General features: G+C 71.6%; 24 protein-coding genes and 1 pseudogene. 14 read left to right on the plus strand and 11 right to left on the minus strand.

Features of this window, described 5'->3' with window-relative positions:
* Positions 1-1,595, plus strand: a 1,595-nt coding sequence (locus DY240_RS29540) for a thioredoxin domain-containing protein (protein WP_199702726.1), incomplete at its 5' end; no start/stop codon positions are given.
* 68 nt (positions 1,596-1,663) lie between these two features.
* Positions 1,664-2,182 (plus strand): hypothetical protein, encoded by a 519-nt coding sequence (locus DY240_RS29545; protein ID WP_119663225.1) that lies wholly within the window; start codon positions 1,664-1,666, stop codon positions 2,180-2,182.
* 4 nt (positions 2,183-2,186) lie between these two features.
* Here the strand turns inward: DY240_RS29545 and trhA are convergent, their stop codons facing one another.
* A complete protein-coding gene (gene trhA / locus DY240_RS29550) occupies positions 2,187-2,873 on the minus strand; it encodes a PAQR family membrane homeostasis protein TrhA (RefSeq protein ID WP_119663226.1) in 687 nt (228 codons plus the stop codon).
* Between the two features lie 110 nt (positions 2,874-2,983).
* On the opposite strand from trhA, the gene DY240_RS29555 reads away from it, so the two are divergent.
* Complete coding sequence (locus DY240_RS29555; protein WP_119663245.1) at positions 2,984-3,745, plus strand: isoprenyl transferase; 762 nt, start codon at positions 2,984-2,986, stop codon at positions 3,743-3,745.
* Here DY240_RS29555 and DY240_RS29560 read toward each other — a convergent pair.
* The 4 genes and pseudogenes from DY240_RS29560 to DY240_RS29575 form a co-directional block, all read right to left on the minus strand.
* Positions 3,733-4,326, minus strand: coding sequence for a TIGR03086 family metal-binding protein (locus DY240_RS29560; protein ID WP_119663227.1), 594 nt, complete (start codon positions 4,324-4,326; stop codon positions 3,733-3,735). The genes DY240_RS29555 and DY240_RS29560 overlap by 13 nt on opposite strands.
* Positions 4,323-5,327 (minus strand): annotated as a pseudogene (locus DY240_RS29565) (sigma-70 family RNA polymerase sigma factor); the annotation flags it as partial. The pseudogene DY240_RS29565 and the gene DY240_RS29560, both read right to left, overlap by 4 nt.
* Before the next feature lie 18 nt (positions 5,328-5,345).
* On the minus strand, positions 5,346-6,788 hold the full coding sequence (locus DY240_RS29570) for an MFS transporter (protein WP_119663229.1): 1,443 nt from the start codon (positions 6,786-6,788) through the stop codon (positions 5,346-5,348).
* The gene (locus DY240_RS29575; protein WP_119663230.1) at positions 6,785-7,189 is read right to left on the minus strand and encodes a VOC family protein; all 405 of its coding nucleotides are present in this window, start codon (positions 7,187-7,189) and stop codon (positions 6,785-6,787) included. The genes DY240_RS29570 and DY240_RS29575 overlap by 4 nt, the downstream gene beginning before the upstream one ends.
* A gap of 101 nt (positions 7,190-7,290) precedes the next feature.
* Between DY240_RS29575 and DY240_RS29580 the strand changes: the two genes are divergently transcribed.
* A complete protein-coding gene (locus tag DY240_RS29580; protein WP_119663246.1) occupies positions 7,291-8,109 on the plus strand; it encodes an NAD(P)H-binding protein in 819 nt (272 codons plus the stop codon).
* Positions 8,110-8,148: 39 nt separating this feature from the next.
* On the opposite strand, the gene DY240_RS29585 is transcribed toward DY240_RS29580, so the two are convergent.
* From DY240_RS29585 to DY240_RS29600, 4 genes are read right to left on the minus strand one after another with little or no spacing between them, the layout of a single operon-like run.
* The gene (locus DY240_RS29585) at positions 8,149-9,102 is read right to left on the minus strand and encodes an ABC transporter permease (protein WP_119663231.1); all 954 of its coding nucleotides are present in this window, start codon (positions 9,100-9,102) and stop codon (positions 8,149-8,151) included.
* Positions 9,095-10,021: an ABC transporter permease gene (locus DY240_RS29590; RefSeq protein ID WP_119663232.1), complete on the minus strand. Its 927-nt coding sequence runs from the start codon at positions 10,019-10,021 to the stop codon at positions 9,095-9,097. Before DY240_RS29590 ends, DY240_RS29585 begins: the two co-directional genes overlap by 8 nt.
* 11 nt (positions 10,022-10,032) lie before the next feature.
* Positions 10,033-11,403 carry a M14 family zinc carboxypeptidase gene (locus tag DY240_RS29595; RefSeq protein ID WP_199702728.1) on the minus strand — a complete coding sequence of 457 codons (1,371 nt, stop codon included), beginning with the start codon at positions 11,401-11,403 and terminating at the stop codon, positions 10,033-10,035.
* 43 nt (positions 11,404-11,446) lie between these two features.
* Positions 11,447-13,063, minus strand: a complete 1,617-nt coding sequence (locus DY240_RS29600) for a peptide ABC transporter substrate-binding protein (RefSeq protein ID WP_119663233.1) — start codon at positions 13,061-13,063, stop codon at positions 11,447-11,449.
* A gap of 243 nt (positions 13,064-13,306) precedes the next feature.
* Here DY240_RS29600 and DY240_RS29605 point away from each other — a divergent pair, with 243 nt between their 5' ends.
* From DY240_RS29605 to DY240_RS29615, 3 genes are all read left to right on the plus strand, one after another.
* On the plus strand, positions 13,307-13,801 hold the full coding sequence (locus DY240_RS29605) for a GbsR/MarR family transcriptional regulator (protein WP_119663234.1): 495 nt from the start codon (positions 13,307-13,309) through the stop codon (positions 13,799-13,801).
* Positions 13,802-14,055: 254 nt separating this feature from the next.
* Positions 14,056-15,396, plus strand: a complete 1,341-nt coding sequence (locus tag DY240_RS29610) for a PhoH family protein (RefSeq protein ID WP_119663235.1) — start codon at positions 14,056-14,058, stop codon at positions 15,394-15,396.
* Positions 15,397-15,652: 256 nt separating this feature from the next.
* Positions 15,653-16,324 (plus strand): aggregation-promoting factor C-terminal-like domain-containing protein, encoded by a 672-nt coding sequence (locus DY240_RS29615; RefSeq protein WP_119663236.1) that lies wholly within the window; start codon positions 15,653-15,655, stop codon positions 16,322-16,324.
* Positions 16,325-16,385: 61 nt separating this feature from the next.
* Here the strand turns inward: DY240_RS29615 and DY240_RS29620 are convergent, their stop codons facing one another.
* Positions 16,386-17,786, minus strand: coding sequence for a class II fumarate hydratase (locus DY240_RS29620; RefSeq protein ID WP_119663237.1), 1,401 nt, complete (start codon positions 17,784-17,786; stop codon positions 16,386-16,388).
* Between the two features lie 223 nt (positions 17,787-18,009).
* Between DY240_RS29620 and DY240_RS29625 the strand changes: the two genes are divergently transcribed.
* Positions 18,010-18,804, plus strand: a complete 795-nt coding sequence (locus tag DY240_RS29625; protein ID WP_119663238.1) for a ferritin family protein — start codon at positions 18,010-18,012, stop codon at positions 18,802-18,804.
* Positions 18,805-18,810: 6 nt separating this feature from the next.
* On the opposite strand, the gene DY240_RS29630 is transcribed toward DY240_RS29625, so the two are convergent.
* A complete protein-coding gene (locus DY240_RS29630) occupies positions 18,811-19,545 on the minus strand; it encodes a spermine/spermidine synthase domain-containing protein (protein ID WP_233552928.1) in 735 nt (244 codons plus the stop codon).
* Between the two features lie 64 nt (positions 19,546-19,609).
* Between DY240_RS29630 and DY240_RS29635 the strand changes: the two genes are divergently transcribed.
* The 6 genes from DY240_RS29635 to DY240_RS29660 all read left to right on the plus strand — a co-directional run.
* Complete coding sequence (locus DY240_RS29635; RefSeq protein WP_119663240.1) at positions 19,610-20,896, plus strand: extracellular solute-binding protein; 1,287 nt, start codon at positions 19,610-19,612, stop codon at positions 20,894-20,896.
* Positions 20,893-21,861 (plus strand): carbohydrate ABC transporter permease, encoded by a 969-nt coding sequence (locus DY240_RS29640; protein WP_119663241.1) that lies wholly within the window; start codon positions 20,893-20,895, stop codon positions 21,859-21,861. Before DY240_RS29635 ends, DY240_RS29640 begins: the two co-directional genes overlap by 4 nt.
* Positions 21,861-22,709: a carbohydrate ABC transporter permease gene (locus tag DY240_RS29645; RefSeq protein ID WP_119663242.1), complete on the plus strand. Its 849-nt coding sequence runs from the start codon at positions 21,861-21,863 to the stop codon at positions 22,707-22,709. The genes DY240_RS29640 and DY240_RS29645 overlap by 1 nt, the downstream gene beginning before the upstream one ends.
* A gap of 26 nt (positions 22,710-22,735) precedes the next feature.
* A complete protein-coding gene (locus DY240_RS29650) occupies positions 22,736-24,019 on the plus strand; it encodes an ABC transporter ATP-binding protein (protein ID WP_119663243.1) in 1,284 nt (427 codons plus the stop codon).
* A 99-nt stretch (positions 24,020-24,118) separates the two neighbouring features.
* The gene (locus DY240_RS29655; protein ID WP_119663244.1) at positions 24,119-24,751 is read left to right on the plus strand and encodes a DUF1707 SHOCT-like domain-containing protein; all 633 of its coding nucleotides are present in this window, start codon (positions 24,119-24,121) and stop codon (positions 24,749-24,751) included.
* Positions 24,748-25,082 (plus strand): DUF1707 SHOCT-like domain-containing protein (locus tag DY240_RS29660; RefSeq protein WP_147375582.1); only part of this gene is annotated, 335 nt, incomplete at its 3' end. The genes DY240_RS29655 and DY240_RS29660, both read left to right, overlap by 4 nt.

The following is a 25,082-nucleotide window of genomic DNA, read 5'->3' on the forward strand; positions in this document are numbered from 1 at the left end:
CGCAGCGCATCGGGGCGGCGCTCGGCGGCGGCGCGCGCGTCGGGTCCGGCGACGGGCCGCCCGGAGCCGACCGGCTCGATGCCGCCGTCGCCCGGCTGACCGGCGAGTTCGACCCGGCCGCGGGCGGGTTCGGCGGCGCGCCCAAGTTTCCGCCGTCGATGGTGCTGGAGTTCCTGCTGCGCCACCACGCGCGCACCGGCGACCGCCGCGCGCAGTCCATGGTCGAGCAGACCTGCGAGCGGATGGCCCGCGGCGGCCTGTACGACCAGCTCGGCGGCGGGTTCGCGCGGTACAGCGTCGACGCCGGCTGGGTCGTGCCGCACTTCGAGAAGATGCTGTACGACAACGCGCTGCTGCTGCGCGTCTACGCGCACCTGTGGCGGGCGACGGGGTCGGCGACGGCCGCGCGGGTGGTCCGCGAGACCGCCGGGTTCCTGCTCCGCGAGCTGCGCACGGCCGAGGGCGGCTTCGCCAGTTCCCTCGACGCCGACTCGCCGCCGGTCGAAGGGGCGGCGTCGGTCGAGGGCGCGTTCTACGTGTGGACGCCGGCGCAGCTGCGCGAGGTCCTGGGCGACGACGACGGCGGCTGGGCGGCGGCCCTGCTGGGCGTGACCGACGCCGGCACGTTCGAGCACGGCGCATCGACGCTGCAGCTGCTGCGTGAGCCGTCGGGGGACGACGCCGGTCGCTGGGCGCGGGTGCGCGGCCAGCTGTTCGACGCCCGGCTGCCGCGGCCGGCGCCGGGCCGTGACGACAAGGTGGTGGCCGCCTGGAACGGGCTGACGATCGCGGCGCTGGCCGAGGCGGGCGCGCTGTTCGACGAGCCGTCCTGGGTCGCCGCCGCCGTCGGCTGTGCGGACCTGCTGGTCCGGCTGCACCTGGACGAGCGCGGCCGGTTGCTGCGGGTGTCGCGCGACGGCGTCGCCGGGACGCACGCGGGGGTGCTCGAGGACTACGCCGACGTCGCCGAGGGCTTCTTGACGCTGGTCGCGGTCACCGGCGACCCCGTCTGGCTGTCGCTCGCCGAGCAGCTGCTCGACGTCGTTCTGGCCCGGTTCGCCGATCCCGCCGGCGGGTTCTTCGACACCGGCGACGACGCCACCGACGCCCGGCTGGCCGGCCTGCGCCGGCCTCAGGACCCCACCGACAACGCGACGCCGTCGGGCTGGTCGGCGGCGGCCGGCGCGCTGCTCGGGTTCGCCGCGTACACCGGCTCGGACCGGCACCGCACGGCCGCCGGCGACGCCCTGGGCGTCTACGACGCGCTGGCCGCCCGGGCGCCCCGGTTCGCCGGCTGGGGACTGGCGGTCGCCGAGGCGTGGCTGGCCGGTCCGGCCGAGGTGGCGGTCGTCGGCCCGCGCGACGACCCGCGGACGGCGGCCCTGCGCGCCGTCGCGCTCCGGTCGGGTTCGCCTGGCGCGATGGTCGTGGCCGGCGACCCGGACGACCCGGCGTCGGCGACGGTTCCGCTGCTGCGCGATCGGGGCGTGGTGGGCGGCGCGCCGGCCGCCTATGTCTGCCGTGGCTTCGTCTGCGAGCTGCCGGTGACCGACCCCGGCCGGCTCGCCGCTCAGCTCGCCGGCCCCGCGTCCTGATCCGCCGTCCTGTCCGCCCGGAGCGGACAGCTCTGGGCATTGCGATGTAATCGAGTAATCATCGCAACATGGGAAGCAACGACACCGTCGAGAGGATCCGGGGCTGGCTCACCGGCCGGCTGCCGGACGACTGGTTCGAGGGACCGGTCGAGGTGACCGTCGACCGTGAGGAGATCACCGTCGTCGGCCGCATCCCCGCCCCCGGCACCGACGACGTCTCCGACGTCGAGCGCGACGCGGCCCTGGCCGGCCGCATCAGCGCGTTCCGTGAGAGCACCCGCGAGCGGCGCATCGAGATCGCCCGCGAGCTGGAGCACCGCAGCGGCCGCAAGGTCGCCTGGGGCGTCGACTGCGGCGACCGGCGAGAGCTGTTCACCCGGTTGGCCGCGCCCGTCATGACCCGGCTGCGCCAGCCCGAACGGCAGGTCCTCGACACGCTGGTCGACGCCGGGGTCGCGCGGTCGCGGTCCGAGGCGCTGGCCTGGTGCGTCCGGCTGGTCGCCAATAACGCCGACGACTGGCTGGCCGACCTGCGCCAGGCGCTCACCCACGTGCAGGAGGTGCGGGCCGCCGGCCCGACCCCGTGAGCCGTCAGCTGGCGGCGACCGCGCCGGCGCCGAAGGCCGCGAGCCAGATGCCCACGTGGTGGCTGAGGAAGCCGGCCAGCGTGAACGCGTGGAACACCTCGTGGAAGCCGAACCAGCGCGGCGACGGGTTGGGGCGCTTGGTGCCGTAGACGACGGCGCCCAGCGTGTACATCAGCCCGCCCACGATGATCAGCGTCACGACCGCGGCGCCGCCGTGCGTGGCGAACTCGGGCAGCCAGAACACCGCCGCCCAGCCCAGCGCGACGTAGATGGGCACGTAGAGCCAGCGCGGCGCACCGGCCCAGAAGACCCGGAACGCGACGCCGAGCAGCGCGCCCGCCCACACCAGCCAGAGCAGCACCGTGGCGTCGCTGGAGGGCAGCACGAGCAGCGTGTAGGGGGTGTACGTGCCGGCGATGATCAGGAAGATGTTGGCGTGGTCGAACCGGCGCAGCACGGCGTGCGTCCGCGGCGACCATCGCCCGCGGTGGTAGACGGCGCTGATGCCGAACAGCAGCGCCGCGGTGACGGTGTAGATGGCCGCGCTCACCCGCACCTGGGCGGTCGGCGCGACGATGATCAGCACGATGCCGGCCAGCACCGCGACGGGGAACGTGCCGGCGTGCAGCCAGCCCCGCAGCCGGGGCTTGACCGCGGCGACCGCGTCGCGCACCTGCTCGTCGAATGCCATGAACCCCACCGTACCTGTGATTTCACCGCACATACGGCGCGGGAGAGTACTCTCTGGCGGGGAGGAACACGTTCGGCGAAACGGCCACGATGCTGGAGGTGCATCGGTCGATGGGTCTGTCCGACCTGGTCTACCGCATCTACGAGAAGCGCATCCAGCGGCGCCTCGATCGCGGCCGCCTGCCGCAGCACGTCGCCGTCCTCATGGACGGCAACCGCCGCTGGGCGCGGGCGCTGAGCGCACCCACGTCGAGCGGGCACCAGGCCGGTGCCGAGAAGGCCCGCGAGTTCCTCGGCTGGTGCGACGAGCTCGACGTCGACGTCGTCACGCTCTGGATGCTGTCGACCGACAACCTCAACCGGCCGGAGGACGAGCTCGTCCCGCTGCTGGGGATCATCGAGAGCCTCATCCAGGACATCGCCGCCACCGGGCGCTGGCGGGTCTACCCCATGGGCGCGCTCGACCTCCTGCCGCCGCGCACCGCCACCGTCATCAAGGACGCGGCCGACCGCACCCGCGACCTCGACGGCATGCACGTCAACGTCGCGGTCGGCTACGGCGGACGGCGCGAGATCGCCGACGCCGTCCGGGCCCTGCTGCACGAGCACGCCGCGAAGGGCGCCTCGCTCGAGGAGGTGGCCGAGGTGGTCACCGTCGAGGGCATCGCCGCGCACCTCTACACGAAGGGCCAGCCCGACCCCGACCTCGTCATCCGGGCCAGCGGTGAGCAGCGGCTGTCCGGCTTCATGCTGTGGCAGAGCGCGAACTCGGAGTTCTACTTCTGCGAGGCGCTCTGGCCCGACTTCCGCCGGGTCGACTTCCTCCGGGCGCTGCGCTCGTACAGCGAGCGCGAGCGGCGCTACGGCCGATAGCCGGCCGTCGCCTGCGCGTCGCGGCCGAGGAAGGCCAGCAGCCGCACGCCCGCCCCGTCGGCTCCGCCCGCGGGGAGCGGCGGCGCGAACCGTGCCGGCCGGTCGGCGGAGTCGACCAGCAGGCTCGACACCTCCAGCAGGCGCACCGCGAACGGCGGCGGCAGCGGGCGGTCGGCGCCGCAGGCACGGGCCACGTCCCAGCCGTGCACGGCGATCTCCAGCGCTCCCGCGGCGGCGACCGCGCGGGCGGCCAGCCACCGGTCCCCGACGGCGACGACGTCCGGCCCCGCGTCGGCGGCACACCGGGCGAGCAGGGCGCAGGCCCGCTCGCGCAGCGAGGCGACGGGGTCCGCGGCGGCCGCGGTGCGGCCACTGCCCGGCCCGGCCACCCAGCCGTACCCCGTCGCCTCCAGCAGCGCCAGCAGGGAGTCGTTCATGTGCGCGAGGAGCGCCCGCAGGTCCCACCCGGCACACGGGGTGGGCCGCGACAGCAGCGGCGACCGGACCAGCGCCAGACTGCCGGCCGCGTAGCCGAGTGCCCGTTCCAGCAGCTCGGTCGCATCGGCCGGCGGGCCGGTCATGAGAGCACGTCCGGCAGCCCGAACAGCGGGAACAGGGTCAGGTCGAAGAACTGCGCCACGTGCGTGATGCCGGCCGCGCCGACCGACACCACCTGGATCGCGAACGGCCGGTGGACGCCTTCGGCGTCGCGCAGGTACTGCGCCAGCGCCGGCTGCCCGTTGGCCGACGTCCGCACGATGCGCAGGTCGCCGGGGGCCTTCATCGGGCACTGGACGAGAATCAACTCGCCGATGTCGGCCGGGCCGACGAACCACGCGGCGAACGGCGGCATCTCCCAGACCGCGTCCTCGGTGAGCTGCCGGACCAACGCGTCGATGTCGTATCTCTCGAACGCGGTGGCGTACCGGTCCAGCAGCTCCTGCTGCTCCGGCGTGAGCGGCTCGACGGCGTCGTCCTCGGACGGCGCGACCTTGTCCAGCTGGGCGTGCGCCCGCTGCAGCATGCTGTTGACCGCGGCCGTCGACGTCTCGAGCAGGTCGGCCACCTCCGCGGCCTTCCACCTGAGCACGTCGCGCAGCACCAGGACGGCGCGCTGCCGCGGCGGCAGGTGCTGCAGCGCGGCGACGAGCGCCAGCCGGACGCTCTCGCGCGAGGTGACGACGGCGGCGGGGTCGACGCCGTCGGTGCTCTCGGCCGCGATCGCGACGTCGGGCAGCGGCTCCAGCCACGGCACCTCGGAGCGTTCGAGCAGGTCGCCGCCCGGCTCGGTGCTCGGCCCGCCCAGCCCCGTCGGCATCGGCCGGCGGCCGCGGCTCTCCAGCGCGGTGAGGCAGGCGTTGGTGGCGATGCGGTAGAGCCAGGTGCGCAGCGACGAGCGGTCCTCGAACCTGTCGTAGGCGCGCCAGGCGCGCAGGTACGTCTCCTGCACGAGGTCCTCGGCGTCGTGGACGGAGCCGAGCATGCGGTAGCAGTGGGCGAGCAGCTCTCGCCGGTAGGGCTGGGCGAGCCGCTGGAAGTCGCCCGTCGTCTCGCCGGTGGTCGTGGTATGCACCGTCGCCTCCCTCGTCCTGTGCCGACCCTATGCCGCCGACGGGGCCCGCTGCGGCTCCGTCGTGGCCGGCTCGGGGGTCCGCCGCCACAGCAGCGTGATCGCCGCCAGCGCGCCGAGCACCGTGAACCCGGCCGCCACCAGGAACCCGGTCTGCACGCCCGACGTCAGGGCGGCCAGCGGCTCGGTGCCGCCGGCGACGAGGTCGTCGGCTCGGGCCACGGCGACGGCGGTCAGGGTCGCGACGCCTAGCGTCGACCCGATGGTGAACGACGTCTCCTCCAGTCCGGACGCGAGTCCGGACTCCGACTCCGCGACGCCGGCCAGCGCCGCGATCTGCGACGACACGAACGCGCCGCCCATGCCGAGGCCGAAGACGAGCAGCCCGGCCAGCAGGTCGCCGGTGAACGAGCCGCCGGCCGAGACGCCGGTGAGCAGCAGCAGCGCGGCGCCGAGGAGGATCATGCCGCCGAGCGCGACCGGCCCGAACCCGGTCCTCGTCACCAGGTGCTGGCTGAGGGCGACGCCGCCGACAGACGCGATCGTCATCACCGCGACCGCCAGGCCGAACTGCAGGGCGGAGAAGCCGAGCACCTGCTGTGCGTAGAGCGTGACGAGGATGAGCATGCCGTCGACCGCGAGGCCGGCCACCAGCACGACCAGGTTGCCGCCGACCAGCGTCCGCGAGCGGAAGATCCGCAACGGGACCAGCGGCGAGCGGCTGCGCGACTCGACGGCGACGAACAGCGCCCCCAGCGCGAGCGCGGCGGCCAGGAGGACCGCCGACCGCGCCGTCGGGCGGCCGGACTCCGCGGCGTCGAACATCGTGTACACGAACAGCGCCAGCGCCGCCGTCACGGTCACCGCGCCGGCCAGGTCGAAGCGGCGGGGCACGTCGCGGTCGCGGCTCTCCGGCAGCAGCGCCGGGCTCAGCACGAGCACGAGCACGCAGACCGGCACGTTGACGAAGAAGATCCAGGACCAGCCCAACCCGTCGGTCAGCACGCCGCCGAGCAGCAGGCCGGCGGTCGCGCCGACGCCGCCGAGCCCGCCCCACACGCCCAGTGCCCGGTGCCGCTCCGGGCCGTCCGGGAACACCGTCATGAGCAGCGACAGCCCGGCCGGCGTCAGCACCGCGGCGCCGACGCCCTGCAGCGTCCGGGCGGCGATGAGCACCTCGGCCGACCATGCCAGCCCGCACAGCAGCGACGCCGCCGCGAACACCGCGACGGCGGCCATGAAGACGCGCCGGCGGCCGAGAAGGTCGGCCAGCCGTCCGCCGAACAGCATCAGCCCGCCGACGGTGACGCCGTACGCCGTCACCACCCACTGGATGCCCGCCGGCGAGAACTCCAGGTCGTCGGCGATCGACGGCAGCGCCGTGAACACACTCGTGGAGTCCAGCACGCTCATGAAGAACGCGGCCGCGATGACGCCGAGCGCGAGCCAGTGGCGGTCCGTGCTCGCGGTCATCTCGCCTCCGCCGCGCGCTCCGCGGCCATCTGCGCCCGGTGCTCGGGGCTGATCTGGATGATCTGGACGTAGTTGCCGTCCGGGTCGATCGCGGTGGCGAACAGGCTGCCGTCGCGGTCCTCCAGCGGGGCGAGCCAGCTCACGCCCATGTCGTCCATCCGCGTGACGACGGTGCGGGCGTCGTCGACGTCGAAGTTGAGGATCACGCGGCCCGGCTCGGGGTTGGCCGGCCCGACGTCGTCGCGGCGGTCGATCATCAGGTGGAAGTCGCCGTAGCGCAGGATCCGGTAGTCGCCGACCCGTGCGTCGTCGGCCGGCGTGAGCGCCGCGGCGTACCACGCGCCCAGACGGTCCGGGTCGGTGCTGGACAGCAGCATGCTCGCGAGGGTGGCGCCACTCATCGGGTCTCCTTCTCGTGGAATCTCCGGTCTCTCTGCGGGTAGACCCCCGGTGGCGCGGAAACTCATCGGACCTTGTCGGCGAGGGCTGGTTCACTGTGATCATGAACGAACGAGCGATCCTGGTCCTGGGCGGCACCGGCACGATCGGGCGGCGGCTGGTCGCCCGGCTGCGCGACGCCGGCGCGCCCGTGCGGGCGGCGTCGCGGCACGGCGACGTGCGGTTCGACTGGTCCGCGCCGCAGACGTGGGAGCCCGCGCTCGACGGCGCCGACCGGCTCCACCTCATGGCACCCGACGGCGTCCCGGTCGACCCCGCGCTCGTGTCACTGGCCGTCGAGTCCGGCGTCCGGCGCATCGTGCTGCTGTCCAGCCGCGGCATCGAGGCCATGGGCGACCAGCGGCTGCTCGACGCCGAGGCGACGGTCCGCGGGTCCGGGGCCGAGTGGACCATCCTGCGCGCCGACTGGTTCGACCAGAACTTCGACGAGGGGTTCTTCCGGCCGGCGGTGCTCGCCGGCGAGCTGGCCATGCCGCTGGGCGACCTGCGGCAGGCGTTCGTCGACGCCTGCGACATCGCGGCGGTGGCCGCCGCGGCGCTCACCGGCGACGGGCACGGCGGGCGGCGCTACGACGTCACCGGCCCGCGGGCGCTGTCGTTCGGCGAGGCCGTCGCCATCATCGGCCGCGTCGCCCGCCGCACCGTCGCCTACCTCGGCTCCGACGACGACTACCTCGCCCAGCAGGAGGCTCTGGGGGTGCCGCGCGAGGCCGCCGAGGGCGCGCTCGCGGCGTTCACGGCGCTGCGCGAGCAGGGCCACGCCGAACCCAGCGACGACGTGCGGCGGGTCACCGGGCGGGCGCCGCTGTCGTTCGAGACCTACGCCGCCGGCGCCGCCGCGGCGGGCGCCTGGAGCGGCTGAGCGCACCGCGGCTGCGCGAGACCCGGACGGACATCCGGCTCAGCGCAGCCGCGGGTCCAGGGCGTCGCGGATGAGGTCGCCGAGCACGATGAAGCTGAGCACCGTCAGGCTCAGGAACAGCGACGGGAAGATCAGCAGGTGCGGGGCGGCGGCGAAGTCCGTCGACGCGTTCGAGAGTTGCAGGCCCCACGAGATCGCCGGCGCCTGCAGGCCGACGCCGAGGAAGGTGAGCGTCGACTCCACGACGATGACCGTGCCGATGTCGAGCGTCACCATCACCATGATCGGCGTCATCGCGTTGGGCAGCACGTGCCGGCGCAGCAGCCAGAACCTGCTGCCGCCCAGCCCGACCGAGGCGCGCACGTAGTCCATGTCGCGCACCTGGATCACGCTCGAGCGCATCACCCGGGTCATCGACGGCCAGCGGAACAGCGCCAGCACCAGGGCCACGACCCAGATGCTGCGCGCCTCGAACGCCGTCAGCACCACCAGCGCGCCGAGCAGGAAGGGGAACCCGAAGAACACGTCCGCGAACCGCGACACGATCGCGTCCACCACCCGGCCGAAGAACCCCGCCAGGCTGCCCAGCACCAGCGAGATCACCAGCGTCAGGGCCGTCACCAGCACACCGACGCTGATCGAGGCCCGGGCGCCGTACACGACGTTGGCGTAGACGTCGCAGCCCTGCTTGTCGAAGCCGAACGGGTGCCCGGACGCCGGGCCCTCGATGCTGCGCGACAGGTCGCAGACCCGCGGATCGCCGTTGCCGAACCAGCCGGCGAACAGCTGCGGCGCGATCGCCATCACCACGAGCAGCACCACCAGCACCGACGCGACGACGAACAGCGGTCGCCGGCGCAGCTCCCGCCAGGCGTCGCCGACCAGCGTGGACGACTTCGCGGCGGACGGCGCCGCCTCGGCGCCGCCGGGCCCGCCGGCCGCACCCGGCGCGCCGGGCTCGGTGGTCGCGATGGCGGACGTGGGGTCACTCATGGCGGATCCTCGGGTCGAGCACGCCGTAGAGCAGGTCCACGACGAGGTTGGCCAGGAGGAAGATCACGACGAGCACGGTGGCGACTCCGACGACGACCGGTCCCTGCTGCGAGGCGATGGACGAGAACAGCAGCTGGCCCACGCCCGGCAGGTTGAACACGCCCTCGATGATCACCGTGCCGCCGAGTAGATAACCCAGGTCGATGCCCAGGAACGTCACGGCCGGGATCAGCGAGTTCCGCAGCACGTGGCGGTACACGACCCGGCGCCGGCTCAGGCCCTTCGCCATCGCCGTCTTGACGTAGTCGGCGCGCAGGTTCTCCAGCATGCTGGCGCGCACCAGCCGGGCCACCGAGGCCAGGCCGAAGATCGCCAGGATGATCGACGGCAGCAGGTAGCTCAGCGGCCAGCCGTCGTCGATTCCGGAGACCGGGACGACGCCGAGCTTCACGCCGAACACGATCTGCGCCGTGTAGGCCAGCACGAACACCGGGATCGAGATGACGGCGACGGTGAAGAACAACACCGTGTGGTCCAGCCAGGTGCCCTTGCGCAGCGCCGTCAGCACGCCCAGCCCGACACCGACGACCACCTGGATCACCCACGCGGTCAGCGCCAGCCGGATCGTCACCGGCCAGCGCTGCCCCATGAGGTCGGCCACCGGGCGGCCGTTGAAGTCCGTGCCGAGGTCGCCGGTGAACAGGCTGCCCAGGTACTTCACGTACTGGAGCAGCACCGGGTCGTTCAGGTTGAACTGTTCCCGCATCGCGTTGACGACGCTCTCCGGCAGCTGCCGGTCGCCGCCCAGGGCGCGGATCGGGTCGCCGGGCAGCGCGTAGACCGCCAGGTAGATGAGCAGCGTGACGCCGAAGAACACCAGCACCAGCTGCAGCAGGCGCGAGACGACGTACTTGCCCATGCCCGACGACCTCAGTCGCACCGTGCCGCGTGGGCGGCGGTGACGAGGATGGCGGCGTACTGCACGGCCGCCAGCTTGCCGTACGCGATGGCCTCCGCGGGGGTCACTTCGGCGGCTTCGGCGGCCCAGGTCTCGTAGAGCGCGTCCATGGCGGCCCGCTGCTCCCGGATGACCGGGGTGCCGTTGCCGATGGCCAGCTCTCCGTCCAGGGTGCGCAGCAGCGTCCCGCCCCAGCGCAGCCGGAACATGTGCACCATGTCCAGGCAGCCGAACCGCTCCGACACCGTCGCCGGGCGCTGCGAGTCGGGGTGGCCGGCCCGGTGCTCGCTCTGCTGCGCCGCCTTGGCCAGCATCGGCACGAACGCCTCGGACGAGCGCAGGAACGGCGAGCGGACGGTGAGGTCGGGCCGCGCCGCGGTGAGGATGCGGTCCAGCCGAGCGTGGATGTCGCGCAGACCCTCGGCCTGCTCGCGCAGCACGTCGGCGTAGGTGCGCGTGAGCAGGGTGTCGTCGTCGGCGTCGGGGTGCGTCCAGTACGGCATCTCGGTGACCAGCGTCAACGTGCCGTACTTGGCCGCGTACGCCGCGCTGGACCCGCCCGCCTGCCGGTCGGTCGGGTCGACACCCGCGGCCTCGGCGAAGTCGTACTGGTCCTCGCTGCGGATCATGCCGAAGATCGCCGGCGCGTACCGCTCGACGTACGGGGCCTCCGGCTCGCCGGTGTCCAGCGGCAGCCCGACGCCGGCGGCGATCTGGTGCAGCAGCGGGTAGAGCTCGGGTTCCGGCCGGGACAGGTAGTAGTAGACCCCGCCGTACTCGCCGTTGTGCAGCGAGCACATGAAGGCCGGCTTGGTGTCGTCGATCAGCCGCATCAGCGCGACCGTCTCGGGCATCATCCGGTCGAAGTACGCCTTCTTGTAAGCGAACGGGAACGTCCACTCGACCTGCTCGTCCGGGGCGGGACGGTAGAACCGGCGGCCGTACGCGGGCCGGTTGAGCGGGCCGCTGAACCAGCTCTCGTTGAGCCGCATGCCGTCGGGGTCGATGCACGGCACGACGTGCCAGGTGTAGCCCATCCGGTCCAGCAGCGCGCGGTCGGTCGTGAGCCGCTCGATCAGGTGCAGCGCGGTGATGTTGCCGATCGGCTCGTTCGGGTGCACGCCGCCGAAGACGACGGCGTGCCGCTCCGCCGAGCCGATCGTGATGGCCTCGATCGGCTCGCCGAGCCGCGACGTCCCCACCCGGTGGACGCGGGTCACGTCCGGATGCGCCTCGTGGACGCGCCGGACCGCGGCGACCAGCTCGTCGACGGTGGGAAACGCGTCGGCCTCCGGCTGGACCCTCAGGGCCTCGTCGACCAGGTGGGACGTCGGGATCGTCACTCTCTGCCCTTCTCTGCTGCGGACGTTCGCGGTACTGCCGTGCTCAGTTGACGACGACCTCGTTGAGCTCGATCTGGTCGAAGCCGATGATCACGTTGGAGACGTTGCTGCTGTGCGCGTAGACGTACTTGGCGTAGAACAGCGGGACGATCGGGAAGTCCTGGATGATCCGCTCCTCGGCCGCTTTGTACAGCTCGGTGGCCTCGTCCAGCGACGGCGCGGCGTCGGCCTGCGCGATCAGGGCGTCGACCTCGGGGCTTGCGTAGCTGCCGCCTCCCGCGCGGCCGTCGCCGTTGGTGCTGAACACCGACCACAGCAGGCTCTGCATGCTCGGGTACAGCGAGCCCCACCCGCCGCGGAACGGACCGGTCGCCTGCTGGGTGTCCAGCGCCTCGAGGAACTGGACGAAGCCCGGCTGGCTCTTCGTCGTCACCTCCTCGATGCCGAGGTTCTGCCGGATCTGGTTGGCCAGCGCCTCGAACGTCTGGTCGTAGCCGACGCCGCCCGGGAACCAGATCTCCATCGGGCCCTCCCAGCCGCCGGCCTCGGCCAGCAGCTCCTTGGCCCGGTCGGGGTCGAACTCGCAGAACTCGCCGCACAGGCCCTCGGTGCCGCCGCCGGGAGCGGACGGACCGTGGTAGGAGGTGGCCGGCGTGTACAGGCCGCCGAAGATCGCCTCGTTGACGGCGTCGCGGTCGATCGCCATCGAGACCGCCTGACGGATCCGCGGGTCCTGGAAGCGCGGGTCCCACAGCGGGAAGCCCAGCCAATCCAGCCGGATCGCGTTGAACGCGACGTAGCTGTCCGGGAAGTCGGAGGCGACCTGCTTGTACTTCTCCTGCGGCACCGACACGATGTCGACCGCGCCGCCGATGGCGTCGGTGTACGCCGTCGTGGTGTCGCTGTAGATGCGGAACGTGATGCCGTCGGCATTGGGCCGCGGGCCCTGGTAGTCCTCGTACCGCGTCACCGACAGCTGGACGTCGTGCTCCCACGTGCCGTCCATCATGTACGGGCCGTTGCCGATCGGCGCCTCGTTGAACGCGTCGAAGTCCTCGAACGCGACGGCCGGCAGCGGGTAGAAGCCCGGCTGGCCGAGCTTGTACGGGAACTGGCTGTCGGCCGCCTTCAGCGTGACCTGCAGCGTGTTCTCGTCGACCACCTGCACGCCGGACAGCGTGTCCGTCGCGGGCGTGCCCTCGGCCGGGTTCAGCTCGTCCCAGCCGACGATGTTCGACAGCTGGGCGTTGTTGGCCCACGCGTTGGGCCCGTACGCCGTCGCGTTCCAGGCGTCGGCGTAGCTCTGCGCCGTCACGGGCGTGCCGTCGTGGAACGTCCAGCCCGGCTTGATCGTGATGGTCCAGACGACGTTGTCGTCGCTCTCGATCGACTCCGCGTGCAGCATCTGCGGCTCGCTCTGGTCGCCGAAGCGGACCAGGCCGGAGAAGAGCGCGTGCATCTCGTCGAACGCGCCCTGCGCCCGGCCAGGGATGAGCGAGTCGGGCTCGTCGATGCCGACGGAGAACGTGCCGCCGGTGCCCTCGCCGCCGCCGTCGCTCCCGGTGCTGGAGCCGTCGTCGTCGGAGCCGCCGCCACATGCGGTGACGGTGAGGAGGGCAGCACCGACAGCGAGTGCTGCGAGCCGTTGCCACGTGCGCATGGTCACCTCTCGGGGTGTGCCGCGGGCAGTCTCGGTGCCCGTTCGCTTGAAGTGGGGGTGAATCTAGTGACACGCTGAAGTTTCAAGCAAGAGATATTCTTGCCGAACTTTCAGAAGTTACTGAGACTTTACAGATGGCGGTGACGGGCGGCACATGCCCCGACCGCCGTTGGCCTGCACCGGCGTCGCGTACTGGCGGACGCCGGTGGTCATGGCCCACCATGTGGGCCGAGGGAGGGATTCATGGCGGACGACAGGGCGAAGCTCGACTTCTTCGTCGAAGAGCTCGGGCTGCTCTTCGAGGAGATGGGGGAGCGGCGCATGAACGGCCGCGTCCTCGGCTACCTCATGCTCAGCTCCGAGCCGCACGTGTCCACGGCGGAACTGATGAAGGAGCTGAACGCCAGCGCCGGCTCCATCTCGGCCGCCACCCGTGCGCTCTCGGCCCCCGGCTTCATCCGCCGCGTGTCGGTGCCCGGCTCCCGCGGCCACTTCTACCGCGCCGACGACGACGTCTGGGGCGCCTTCCTCGCCACCGAGCACCGGTACCTCTACAAGCGCCAGCGCCTGGCCGACGAGGTCATGGCCGCCCTCGGCGACGCCGACGACATCGTCCAGCGGCGCATGGCCAACATGCGCGACTACTTCAACTGGCTCGAAGCCCGCCACCGCACCCTGGGCAACGAGTGGGAGGAGTACAAGCGCCAGCGCGACGCGGAGCGCGACAACGCCGAGTGATCTGGGTGTGCCGGCTCGGCGAAACACATCGTTCACGGGCCGTTCAGGCGTGTCCTATCGCCGGGGTCATGGCGGGCGGTAATCTTGGCAGTGGCGGACGGTGGGTAGCCGGCCGCTCGGGAGGCCCGTCCTACGTGCTGACACCATGGCGCGAACGGAGGGCCGGCACCCGGCCCGGTGGGCTCGGTCCCGGCACTCCGCGCGACACAGACGCCTGATCCGTCAGGGTGCATTCAGGCGTGAGGGAGACGGACGTGGCCGCTTCCAAGACTCAGACCCGTCGTCGCACCACCCGGCAGGAGCCGGCTCGCCGCACTTACGTCCTCGATACGAGCGTGCTGCTGGCCGACCCGTACGCGATCCTCCGCTTCGCCGAACACGAGGTCGTCCTGCCCATCGTGGTGATCACCGAACTCGAGGCCAAGCGCCATCATCCGGAGCTCGGCTACTTCGCTCGAGCGGCATTGCGGCTGCTCGACGAGCTGCGGGTGGAGCATGGTCGCTTGGACGACCCCATCACGGTCGGCGACGACGACGGCACGGTCCGGGTGGAGCTGAACCACACCGACCCCGAGGTGCTGCCGGCCGGGTTCCGGCTCGGCGACAACGACTCCCGCATCCTGGCGGTGGCCCGCAACCTGGCCGCCGAGGGGCACGACGTCACGCTCGTGTCGAAGGACCTGCCGATGCGGGTCAAGGCGTCCTCGGTCGGCCTGCACGCCGAGGAGTACCGCGCCGAGACCGTCATCGAGTCCGGATGGACGGGCATGGCCGAGCTGGAGGTGCCCGGCAGCCTGCTCGACGAGCTGTACGAGAACGGGTACGCCGACCTCGACGAGGCACGCGAGCTGCCCTGCCACACCGGCCTCGTGCTGCACAGCGAGCGCGGCAGCGGGCTGGGCCGCATGACGGCGGACAAGCGCATCCGGCTGGTGCGCGGCGACCGCGAGGCGTTCGGCCTGCACGGCCGGTCCGCCGAGCAGCGCATCGCGCTGGACCTGCTGCTCGACGAGGAGGTCGGCATCGTCTCGCTGGGTGGGCGGGCCGGCACCGGCAAGTCGGCGCTGGCGCTGTGCGCCGGGCTCGAGGCGGTCATGGAGCGGCGGCTGCACAAGAAGGTGGTCGTGTTCCGGCCGCTGTACGCCGTCGGCGGCCAGGACCTCGGCTACCTGCCGGGCAGCGAGTCGGAGAAGATGAACCCCTGGGCGCAGGCGGTCTTCGACACCCTCGGCGCGCTGACCACCCAGGACGTCATCGACGAGGTGGTCGAGCGCGGCATGCTCGAGGTGCTGCCGCTCACCCACATCCGCGGCCGGTCGCTGCACGACTCCTTCGTCATCGTCGACGAGGCGCAGTCGCTGGAGCGCAACGTCCTGCTGACCGTCCTGTCGCGCATCGGCAGCAACTCCCGCGTCGTCCTGACGCACGACGTCGGGCAGCGCGACAACCTCCGCGTCGGCCGGCACGACGGTGTCGTCGCGGTGGCCGAGAAGCTCAAGGGGCACCCGCTGTTCGCGCACGTCACGCTGACCCGCTCGGAGCGGTCCCCGATCGCCGCCCTGGTCACCGAGATGCTCGAGCGCATGCCCGGGTGAGCGAAGTCTCATCGTTGATTCGTCAGCTATGTCCGGAACTCCCGTGTCGCCGTGCCCCCGGGTGCGGTGACGCGGGAGTTTCCGCTGGTCAGCCCCGATAGGAGGGGCGGCGGGCGACGGGGTCCGCGTCGGCGGGCCCGGACGGTCCCCGTTAGCCGCCGAGCGTCACGATCGGCCGTGTGACACGCCGTCGAGTTGGCAACGATCCCATTTCCATTGCAGTGTGGTGGGGCCCTACAGGAAGGTTTCACCACTCGTGCATCGTCGACGCAGGCGTCTGCGCCGGGTCGCCGCAGGCCTCGGCATCCTCGCATCGATCACCGTTCTCGCCACCCTCTTCACGGGGTGGCTCGTCGACTCCGCCGGCTCCGGAACCGCCGCGGTGAGCACGCAGCGGCAGCTGACGCTCCCGGAGGTCCCCGCCAAGGCCGAAGAGCCGGACCGGCCGTCCCTGGAGCGCGACCTCGCCGCCGCGGCAGAGGCGCAGGTGCAGGCCGAGGCGGAGGCCGCACGCGCCAAGGCGGAGGCCGAGGCCAAGGCGAAGGCCGAGGCCGAAGCGGCCGCCGCCGCGGAGGCCGCCCGTCAGGCCGCGGCCGAGGAGGCCGCCCGGTCGCTGGAGCGGGCCATCGACGACCCCCAGTCCGCCGCCCGCACCCTCATGGCCGACTACGGCTGGGGAGACGACCAGTTCCAGTGCCTGGACAACCTGTGGACCCGCGAGTCCAACTGGCGGCACACCGCGGAGAACCCGTCGTCCGGCGCGTACGGCATCCCGCAGTCGCTGCCGCCGGAGAAGATGTCCCGGTTCGGCGACGACTACCTCACCAACCCGGTCACCCAGATCGAGTGGGGACTCTGGTACATCGAGGGCCGCTACGGCGATCCGTGCGGCGCGTGGGCGCACTCGGAGGCCGTCGGCTGGTACTGAGACCCGCCACACGCATCGCCCCCGTCACCGAGCTCGGTGACGGGGGCGACGTGCGTCCGGGTCAGGCCGACGGCGGATGCGTCATGCCGAGCACGTCGAGGGCGCGGTCGAGCTGCTCCTCGGTGAGCTTGCCGTCGGCGACGTAGCCGCGTTCGACGACCACCTCGCGGATGGTCTTCCGCTCCGCCAGGGCCTGCTTGGCGACCTTGGCGGCCTCCTCGTACCCGACGTAGCGGTTCAGCGGGGTGACGATGGACGGCGAGGACTCCGCGTACTCGCGGCAGCGCTCCTCGTTCGCCTCGATGCCGGCGACGCACCGGTCGGCGAACACCCGCGAGATGTTCGCCAGCAGCCGGATCGACTCGAGCACGTTGCGGGCGATGACCGGCAGCATGACGTTCAGCTCGAAGTTGCCGGCCGCGCCCGCGAACGCCACCGCGGCGTCGTTACCGACGACCTGCGCCGACACCATGCACAGCGCCTCAGGGATGACGGGGTTCACCTTGCCCGGCATGATCGACGAGCCGGGCTGCAGGTCGGGCAGGGCGATCTCGGCCAGGCCGGCGCGCGGGCCGGAGCCCATCCAGCGGATGTCGTTGGAGATCTTGTAGAGCGACACCGCGATGGTGCGCAGCTGGCCGGACAGCTCGACCAGGCCGTCGCGGGCACCCTGCGCCTCGAAGTGGTTGCGCGCCTCGGTGATCGGCAGCCCGGAGTCGGCGGCGATGCGCTCGATGACGGCGGCCGCGAAGCCGGGCGGCGTGTTGATGCCGGTGCCGACGGCGGTGCCGCCCAGCGGCACCTCGGCGACGCGCGGCAGGACGGCCTCGAGCCGCTCGACGCCGTAGGCGACCTGGGCCGCGTAGCCGCCGAACTCCTGGCCGAGGGTGACCGGGGTGGCGTCCATGAGGTGGGTGCGGCCGCTCTTGACGACGGCGGCGAACTCCGCGGCCTTGCGCGACAGTTCGCGCTCGAGGTGCTGCAGCGCGGGGACCAGGTCGCGGACGACGGCGCGGGTGGCGGCGATGTGGATGGCGGTGGGGAACACGTCGTTGCTCGACTGCGACGCGTTGACGTGGTCGTTCGGGTGCACCGGCCGGCCCAGCCGCTCGGTGGCCAGGGTCGCGATGACCTCGTTGGTGTTCATGTTGCTCGACGTGCCGGACCCGGTCTGGAACACGTCGATGGGAAAGTGCTCGTCGTGGTGGCCGCCGGCGACCTCGGCCGCGGCGTCGTGGATCGCCTTCGCCAGATCGGTGTCGATGACCCCCAGCTCGGCGTTGACCTGCGACGCCGCGCCCTTGATGGAGGCCAGGGCATGGATGAGCGCGCTCTCGATCGGCGTCCCGGAGATCGGGAAGTTCTCGACGGCGCGCTGGGTCTGCGCGCGGTACTTCGCCGCCGCGGGAACCCGTACCTCGCCCATGGTGTCGTGTTCGATGCGGTACTCCTGGTCGCTCATGTGCCCATCATCGTCGACGGGCCGCCTGCGTGGTGCCGCGGGGTACTACGCCGGGCGACCCGGTCTCAGGGTCCATCTCAGGGAAAATCCGGGTGATCGAGGGCACATTGCCATGCACTATGTGAGCAGGGCATACTCGACCTATAAAGAATGAGCCTTCGTTTTACGAGGACCTAGGGAGGGACGGGGCGGGCCCCCATCCGGCACCTCGCTCCGGCACGACATGGCCTTCGACATCCGCGACTACACCCGAACGTCCCAGGCCGTGCAGTGGCAGGACCTGCCGCTGGACGAGTTCCGGACCAACCCGCTTCCGCCCGACACGTTGCGCAGCCTCCGCTACATGTGCGACGTCGAGTACCACACCGTCTGCTACCTGCGCGACATGCTCGTGACGCCGTCGCACAAGGACCCGCAGGTCACCGCGTTCATGACGATGTGGAACATGGAGGAGTTCTGGCACGGCGAGGCGCTGGCCGAGGTGCTGAACCTGCACGGCCAGAGCATCGACTACGACCACCTCAAGGCCACGCGGCTCAAGATGGGCTGGCGCGACAAGCTCGACCCGCTCAAGCAGTCACTGCTGGCGAACGTGGTCGGCCAGGACTTCGTCGCGGTGCACATGATCTGGGGCGCGGCCAACGAGTGGTCGGCCATCACGGCGTACAACCGGCTCGCCGAGCTCGAGCGGCACCCCGTCCTCACGGAACTGCTCAAGCGCATCGCGAAGCAGGAGGCGCGGCACGTCGCGTTCTACGCCACCCAGGCCCGCGACCGGCTGGCCCGTAGCAAGAAGGCGCAGAAGATCGCCCGGTTCGCGCTGCGGAAGTTCTGGGGCCCGGTCGGCTCCGGCGTCATGGCCGAGTCCGAGGTGCGGCACGTCCTGGGCCACCTCATGAGCGGGCCGGACGGACGGCGCGCGGCCCGCTCCATCGACGACCACATCGGCAGGATGCCGGGCCTCTCCGGCCTGCGCATCGTCGAGAACGCGCTGGACGTCCGGGGCGTCCCCGCCTGACCCACGTCAGAGGGGGCGGCGGGCGACGTAGACGTGGTAGTCGACGTCGCGGGTCTCGCGCCGGACGGTCCGGACCACCTGCTCGACATCGCCGACGGCGTCGGCGAGCACGCCGGCCAGCACCGGCGCCGGCGTCGCCGACCAGACCGCGAGCATCCCTCCCGGCCGCAGCGCCCGGGCGGCGACGGAGAGCAGCGGCCGCTCGTACACCTCGGCGTTGGCCTCGTGGACGAGGAAGTGCGGGCCGTTGTCGACGTCGAGCAGGATGCCGTCGTACGTCGACGGCGGTGCCGCGGGCAGCATGGCGCGCACGTCGTCGACCACCATCCGGACCCGGTCGTCGCCGACGACGGCGTCCAGACCCGGTACGACGCCGCGTCGCAGCACGTCGACCAGCGTGGGCTCGATCTCGACGACGTCGACCCGCCGCACCCGGGCGTCGGCCAACAGCGACCCGACGGTGAACCCGAAGCCGAGGCCGGCGACCAGCACCGTCGCAGGCTCCGGGTGCCGGTCCAGCAGCAGGCCGGCCAGCAGCCGCTCCGTCGACGTCTCGGCGGTGTCCATGAGGAAGGTGCCGTTGACGATGAGCTCGTAGACCGGGCCGTCCGGCGTCGACCGGCGGCGGACGACCACCTCGCCGTCGACGCCGTCGTGGCGGACCAGGGTGTGCGGGGTGTCGAACACGAGAACACCGTATGTCCTCGACCAGCGGCACTCGATGTCGTAGGTTCGACTCACACCCTGACGCTCCGATGACGCGGTCGTCACCTGGAGCGCAAGCCTGCTGCTCCAGGGAGGCGATGTGCGCAAAGGGACCGTCAGAGTCGCGGCCGCCGCCGTCCTGCTCGCGGGGCTGGCCGCCTGCGGCAGCGACGACTCCACCCCGACACTCACGTGGTACATCAACCCCGACAACGGTGGCCAGGTCGAACTGGCCCGGCGATGTACCGAAGCCGCCGACGGCGCCTACCGCATCCAGACGTCGCTGCTGCCGCGCGAGGCCTCCGCCCAGCGCGAGCAGCTGGCGCGGCGGCTGGCCGCGAACGACTCGTCCATCGACATCATCAGTCTCGACCCGCCGTTCATCCCGGAGCTGGCCGAGGCCGGGTTCCTCGCCGAGATCCCCGACGACGTCGCCGAGGCGGTCACCGAGAACGTCGTGCAGGGCGCCATCGACGGCGCCACCTGGCGCGACGAGCTCGTCGCCGTCCCGTTCTGGGCCAACACCCAGCTGCTGTGGTATCGCAGGTCCGTCGCCGAGGCCGCCGGCCTGGACCCCGAGAACGAGCCCGTCACCTGGCAGCAGATCATCGAGGCCGCCCAGTCGCAGGACAAGTACCTCGGCGTCCAGGGCATCCGGGCCGAGGCGCTCACCGTCTGGATCAACGCGCTGGTCACGTCGGCCGGCGGCGAGATCATCGACAACCCCGAGGCGCCGGCCGACCAGGTCCAGCTCGGCCTCGACACCGACGCCGGGCGCGCCGCGGCCCAGATCATCGAGGACATCGCCCGCAACGGGCTCGGCGGCCCCGGCCTGGCCAACGAGGACGAGAACGCGTCGATGCTGCTCTTCCAGGGCGACCGCGGCTCGTTCATGGTCAACTGGCCGTTCGTGTGGGCGGCCACCCTGGCCGGCGTCGAGGCCGGCAACCTCGACCAGTCGCTGGTCGACGACATCGGCTGGGCGCTGTACCCGGCGGTCGCCGAGGGCGAGGAGTCGCGTCCGCCCTATGGCGGCATCAGCCTCGGCATCGGCGCGTTCAGTGAACACACCGACCTCGCCATCGAGGCCGCGCAGTGCATCGTCCAGCCGGACAACCAGGCCTACTACATGGTCACCAACGGCAACCCGGCGTCGAACACCGAGGCGTACGACGACCCGGAGGTCCAGGAGACCTTCCCGATGGCCGACCTCATCCGCGAGTCGTTGGAGGCGGCGGCGCCGCGGCCGCAGACCCCGTACTACAACGAGGTCTCGACCGGCCTGCAGAACACCTGGCACCCGCCGAGCTCCGTCACCCCTGACTCCTCGCCCGAGGAAGCCACGACCTTGATCACCGAAGTGCTGAAGGGAGAGCGACTCCTATGAGCACGACATCCGCGGCGGCCGGCGAGGTCGGCCAGGCGGCCGGCGGCAACGGCGGCAAGGTCCCCCTCAGCGACCGGGCACGGTCGGAACGCCGGCTGGGCTGGTGGCTGGCCGGTCCGGCGTTCGTGGTGATGCTGCTCGTCACCGCCTACCCGATCCTGCAGGCGTTCTACGAGTCGCTGTTCAGGTTCCGGCTCACCGACCCCGACGCCCGCGAGTTCACCTGGCTGAACAACTACTGGGTGGTGCTCACCGACTCGGTGTGGTGGCGGGCGGTCGGCGTGACCGTACTGATCACGGTCATCACGGTCGCGGTCGAGGCCGTGCTGGGCTTCGCGCTGGCGCTGGTCATGCACCGGGCGCTGACGACCCTGCGGCCGATCCTGCGCACCGCCATCCTCGTCCCGTACGCCATCATCACCGTCGTCTCGGCGTTCGCGTGGTTCTACGCCTTCGACATCAACTCCGGCTTCGTGAACTCGTGGTTCGGCTGGCTGCCGGGCATCAGCGAGAACACGAACTGGTTCGGCGAGTTCTCCACGTCGGTGTTCGTCATCATCGCGTCGGAGATCTGGAAGACGACGCCGTTCATCTCGCTGCTGCTGCTCGCCGGCCTGGCCCAGGTGCCCGAGGACCTGCAGGAGGCGGCCAAGGTCGACGGCGCCACCTGGTGGCAGCGGCTGTACAAGGTGACCATCCCGAACATGAAGGCCGCCATCATGGTGGCGCTGCTGTTCCGGACCCTCGACGCGTTCCGCATCTTCGACAACGTCTTCATCATGACGCAGGGCGCCAACAACACCGAGGTCGTCTCGTTCCTGGCCTACCGGCAGACGATCAGCCGGCTCGAGATCGGCCTGGGCTCGGCGGTCTCGGTGCTGCTGTTCCTGTGCGTCGTGCTGATCAGCTTCCTGTTCATCAAGTTGTTCAAGGTCGATCTGGCCAGCGCGAGAGGGGAGCGGTGATGGACGAGGGTCAGCTCTCGCGCGGCACCAAGGCCTGGTGGTGGGTCGCCGGCGTCGTCGTCATCGTCTACGCGCTGTTCCCGGTGGCGTGGATCGTGTCGCTGTCGTTCAAGACGCCCAGCGACCTCGCGACCGGCAACTTCCTGCCGACGAACTGGGTGTGGGACAACTACGACAACATCCTCGCCGGCGATGCCCAGGAGCTGTTCCTGTCGGCGCTGCGCAACTCCGTCGGCATCTCGCTGATCGCCACGTTCATCTCGGTGGTGCTGGCCACGTTCTGTGCGTACGCGATCGCGCGGCTGGACTTCCCGGGGAAGCGGCTGATCCTGACGACGGCGCTCGCGGTGGCGATCTTCCCGGTCATCTCGATCGTCACGCCGCTGTTCAACCTGTGGCGCAACATCGGCCTGTACGACACCTGGCCGGGCCTGATCATCCCGTACCTCTCGCTCACGCTGCCGATCTCGATCTGGACGCTGTCGGCGTTCTTCCGGCAGATTCCGTGGGAGCTCGAGCAGGCCGCGCAGGTCGACGGCGCCACCACCTGGCAGGCGTTCCGCAAGGTGATCGTGCCGCTGGCGACACCCGGCGTCTTCACGACGGCGATCATCTCGTTCTTCATCGCGTGGAACGACTTCGTCTACGGCATCTCGCTGACCTCGACCGAGGCGGCCCGGCCGGTCCCCGCGGCGCTGGCGTTCTTCACCGGCGCGTCGCAGTTCGAGGAGCCCACCGGGGCGATCGCGGCGGCCGCCGTCGTCGTCACGATCCCGGTCGTCATCCTCGTGCTGCTGTTCCAACGCCGGATCGTGTCCGGCCTGACCCAGGGCGCCGTCAAGGGCTGACCTGGACTGACGGGAAGGAAGATCCCATGGCTGCCATCACGCTGAAGGACATCAACAAGCGCTACGGTGACGGCTTCCACGCCGTGAAGGACGTCAACCTCGACATCGCCGACGGCGAGTTCGTCATCCTGGTCGGGCCGTCGGGCTGCGGGAAGTCGACGCTGCTGCGGATGATCGTCGGACTCGAGGACATCACCAGCGGCGAACTGCGCATCGGCGACCAGCGGGTCAACGAGAAGGCGCCACGCGACCGCAACCTGTCGATGGTGTTCCAGAACTACGCGCTCTACCCGCACCTCACCGTCTACGAGAACATCGCCTTCCCGCTGCGGCTGTCCAAGACGCCCGACAAGGAGGTCGACGAGCGGGTCCGGCGGGCCGCCGACCTGCTGGAGCTCAACGAGCACCTCGACCGGAAGCCGGCCAACCTCTCCGGCGGTCAGCGCCAGCGCGTGGCCATGGGCCGGGCCATCGTCCGCGAGGCGCAGGCGTTCCTGTTCGACGAGCCGCTGTCCAACCTCGACGCCAAGCTGCGCGGCCAGATGCGCACGGAGATCTCGCGGCTGCAGAAGCGGCTGGGCATCACGACGGTGTACGTCACGCACGATCAGGTCGAGGCGATGACGCTCGGCGACCGCGTCGTCGTGCTGCGCCGCGGCGTCGTCCAGCAGGTCGCCACGCCGCGCGAGCTGTACGAGAACCCCGTCAACCTGTTCGTGGCCGGGTTCATCGGGTCGCCGCCGATGAACTTCATCTCCGCGACGGTGTCCGGCGACCGCCTGCACACCCCGTTCGGCGAGTGGACGCTGCCGGCGTCGCGCTCGGCCGACCTCAGGGGCCGTGAGGTCGTGCTGCTCGGTGCGCGGCCGGAGGCGTTCGAGGACGCCTCGGTCGTCTCCGACACCGTCCGCGACCACGGCGTGGTGTTCGACGCGACCATCGACGTCATCGAGTGGCTCGGCAACGAGCAGTACGCCTACGTGCCGTACGAGGCGCCCGAGGACATCCGCGCCCAGCTGGCCGAGCTGGAACGCGAGCTCGACAGCGAGGCGCTGCGCACCCAGCTCGTGGTGGCGCTGGACGCCAGCAGCCGCATCCCGGAGGGGACGCCGGCCAGCCTCTGGCTCGACCTGCGCCGGGTGCACGTCTTCGACCCCGAGACCGGCGAGAACCTGACGGTCTCGGCGCTGGCGGAACGGGGCGAGGCCGAGCCGAACCAGGGTGCCGGCGACGGCCGGCGGCCGGCTCCCGGGCCGGGCACGACGGACCGGACGACCACGGAACCGGGGGAGGCGCCGGCGGCATCCTGACGGTGGTGTCCCTGAGGTCTCCCCGATCCTTCTTCAGGGGTAGATCTCCGGGATTTCTCCTCCATCGGGACGGCCGGGTGATTGCTAAGGTCGTCAGTTGTGGACGAGACACGCGACCAGCGGGCGCTGCGGGCGTCCGACGCCGACCGCGAGCAGGTCGCCGACGTCCTGCGTCAGGCCGCTTCGGACGGCCGGCTGAGCCTCACGGAGCTGGAGGAACGCATCGAGGCGCTGTACGCCGCCAAGACGTACGCCGACCTCGAGCCGGTGCTGAGCGACCTCCCCGCCGACCTTCCGCTGCCGCTGTCCACCGCGGTCGTGCACCGGGCCGCGCCCGCGCCGGCCCCGTCGCCGTCGGTCCGCGTCGGCGGCGTCCCGTCGTCCCGCAGCGCGAAGGTCGTGTTCAGCGGCATCCAGCGCCGCGGCGACTGGGTCGTGCCGCAGTACTACCGCGTCAAGGCCGTGTTCGGCGGCGCCGACCTCGACCTGCGTGAGGCGACGCTCGAGGCGGCGGAGGTCGAGATCGACATCAAGGCGGTCTTCGGTGGCGTGAACATCATCGTGCCGCCCGACCTCCGGGTGAACGTCGACGGCGACGGCGTGTTCGGCGCGTTCAACGACGACACCACCCGCGGCCCGCAGCCGGGCCCGGGCGCACCCGTCGTCCGCATCACCGGCAAGGCCGTCTTCGGCGGGGTCAACGTCCAGCGCAAGGCGGCGGGCGAGCGATGAGCGAGGTTCCCGACCAGCCGAAGCCCGCGCCCGGCACCGAGTTCCCCGACGTCCGCAGCGCCGCCGACCTGCGCTGCTCCGACGTCGACCGCGAGCGGGTCGCCGAGGCGCTGCGCCAGGCCGCCGGCGACGGCCGGCTCACGCTCAGCGAGCTCGAGGAGCGGCTCGAGGCGACGTTCAAGGCTCGCACCTACGGCGAACTGCAGCCGATCACCCGCGATCTCCCGCAGGGCCCGTATCCGCTGCCCGGCGGCAACCCGGCGGCGAACTGGCCGCAGGGCCGTGCGGCGGCGGGCGCCGCGGTCGCGCCGGCCGGGGGTGCCGCGCCGGC

Origin of the sequence: Jiangella rhizosphaerae (genome assembly GCF_003579925.1) — a bacterium.
GTDB classification, from domain to species: Bacteria; Actinomycetota; Actinomycetes; order Jiangellales; family Jiangellaceae; genus Jiangella; species Jiangella rhizosphaerae.

Excerpts from the sequence above, each read along its gene's own strand:
- DY240_RS29545 (WP_119663225.1), top strand. The coding sequence starts at position 1,664 with ATGGGAAGCAACGACACCGTCGAGAGGATCCGGGGCTGGCTCACCGGC.
- trhA (WP_119663226.1), bottom strand. The coding sequence starts at position 2,873 with ATGGCATTCGACGAGCAGGTGCGCGACGCGGTCGCCGCGGTCAAGCCC.
- DY240_RS29555 (WP_119663245.1), top strand. The coding sequence starts at position 2,984 with ATGGGTCTGTCCGACCTGGTCTACCGCATCTACGAGAAGCGCATCCAG.
- DY240_RS29560 (WP_119663227.1), bottom strand. The coding sequence starts at position 4,326 with ATGACCGGCCCGCCGGCCGATGCGACCGAGCTGCTGGAACGGGCACTC.
- DY240_RS29570 (WP_119663229.1), bottom strand. The coding sequence starts at position 6,788 with ATGACCGCGAGCACGGACCGCCACTGGCTCGCGCTCGGCGTCATCGCG.
- DY240_RS29575 (WP_119663230.1), bottom strand. The coding sequence starts at position 7,189 with ATGAGTGGCGCCACCCTCGCGAGCATGCTGCTGTCCAGCACCGACCCG.
- DY240_RS29580 (WP_119663246.1), top strand. The coding sequence starts at position 7,291 with ATGAACGAACGAGCGATCCTGGTCCTGGGCGGCACCGGCACGATCGGG.
- DY240_RS29585 (WP_119663231.1), bottom strand. The coding sequence starts at position 9,102 with ATGAGTGACCCCACGTCCGCCATCGCGACCACCGAGCCCGGCGCGCCG.
- DY240_RS29590 (WP_119663232.1), bottom strand. The coding sequence starts at position 10,021 with ATGGGCAAGTACGTCGTCTCGCGCCTGCTGCAGCTGGTGCTGGTGTTC.
- DY240_RS29600 (WP_119663233.1), bottom strand. The coding sequence starts at position 13,063 with ATGCGCACGTGGCAACGGCTCGCAGCACTCGCTGTCGGTGCTGCCCTC.
- DY240_RS29605 (WP_119663234.1), top strand. The coding sequence starts at position 13,307 with ATGGCGGACGACAGGGCGAAGCTCGACTTCTTCGTCGAAGAGCTCGGG.
- DY240_RS29620 (WP_119663237.1), bottom strand. The coding sequence starts at position 17,786 with ATGAGCGACCAGGAGTACCGCATCGAACACGACACCATGGGCGAGGTA.
- DY240_RS29625 (WP_119663238.1), top strand. The coding sequence starts at position 18,010 with ATGGCCTTCGACATCCGCGACTACACCCGAACGTCCCAGGCCGTGCAG.
- DY240_RS29640 (WP_119663241.1), top strand. The coding sequence starts at position 20,893 with ATGAGCACGACATCCGCGGCGGCCGGCGAGGTCGGCCAGGCGGCCGGC.
- DY240_RS29645 (WP_119663242.1), top strand. The coding sequence starts at position 21,861 with ATGGACGAGGGTCAGCTCTCGCGCGGCACCAAGGCCTGGTGGTGGGTC.
- DY240_RS29650 (WP_119663243.1), top strand. The coding sequence starts at position 22,736 with ATGGCTGCCATCACGCTGAAGGACATCAACAAGCGCTACGGTGACGGC.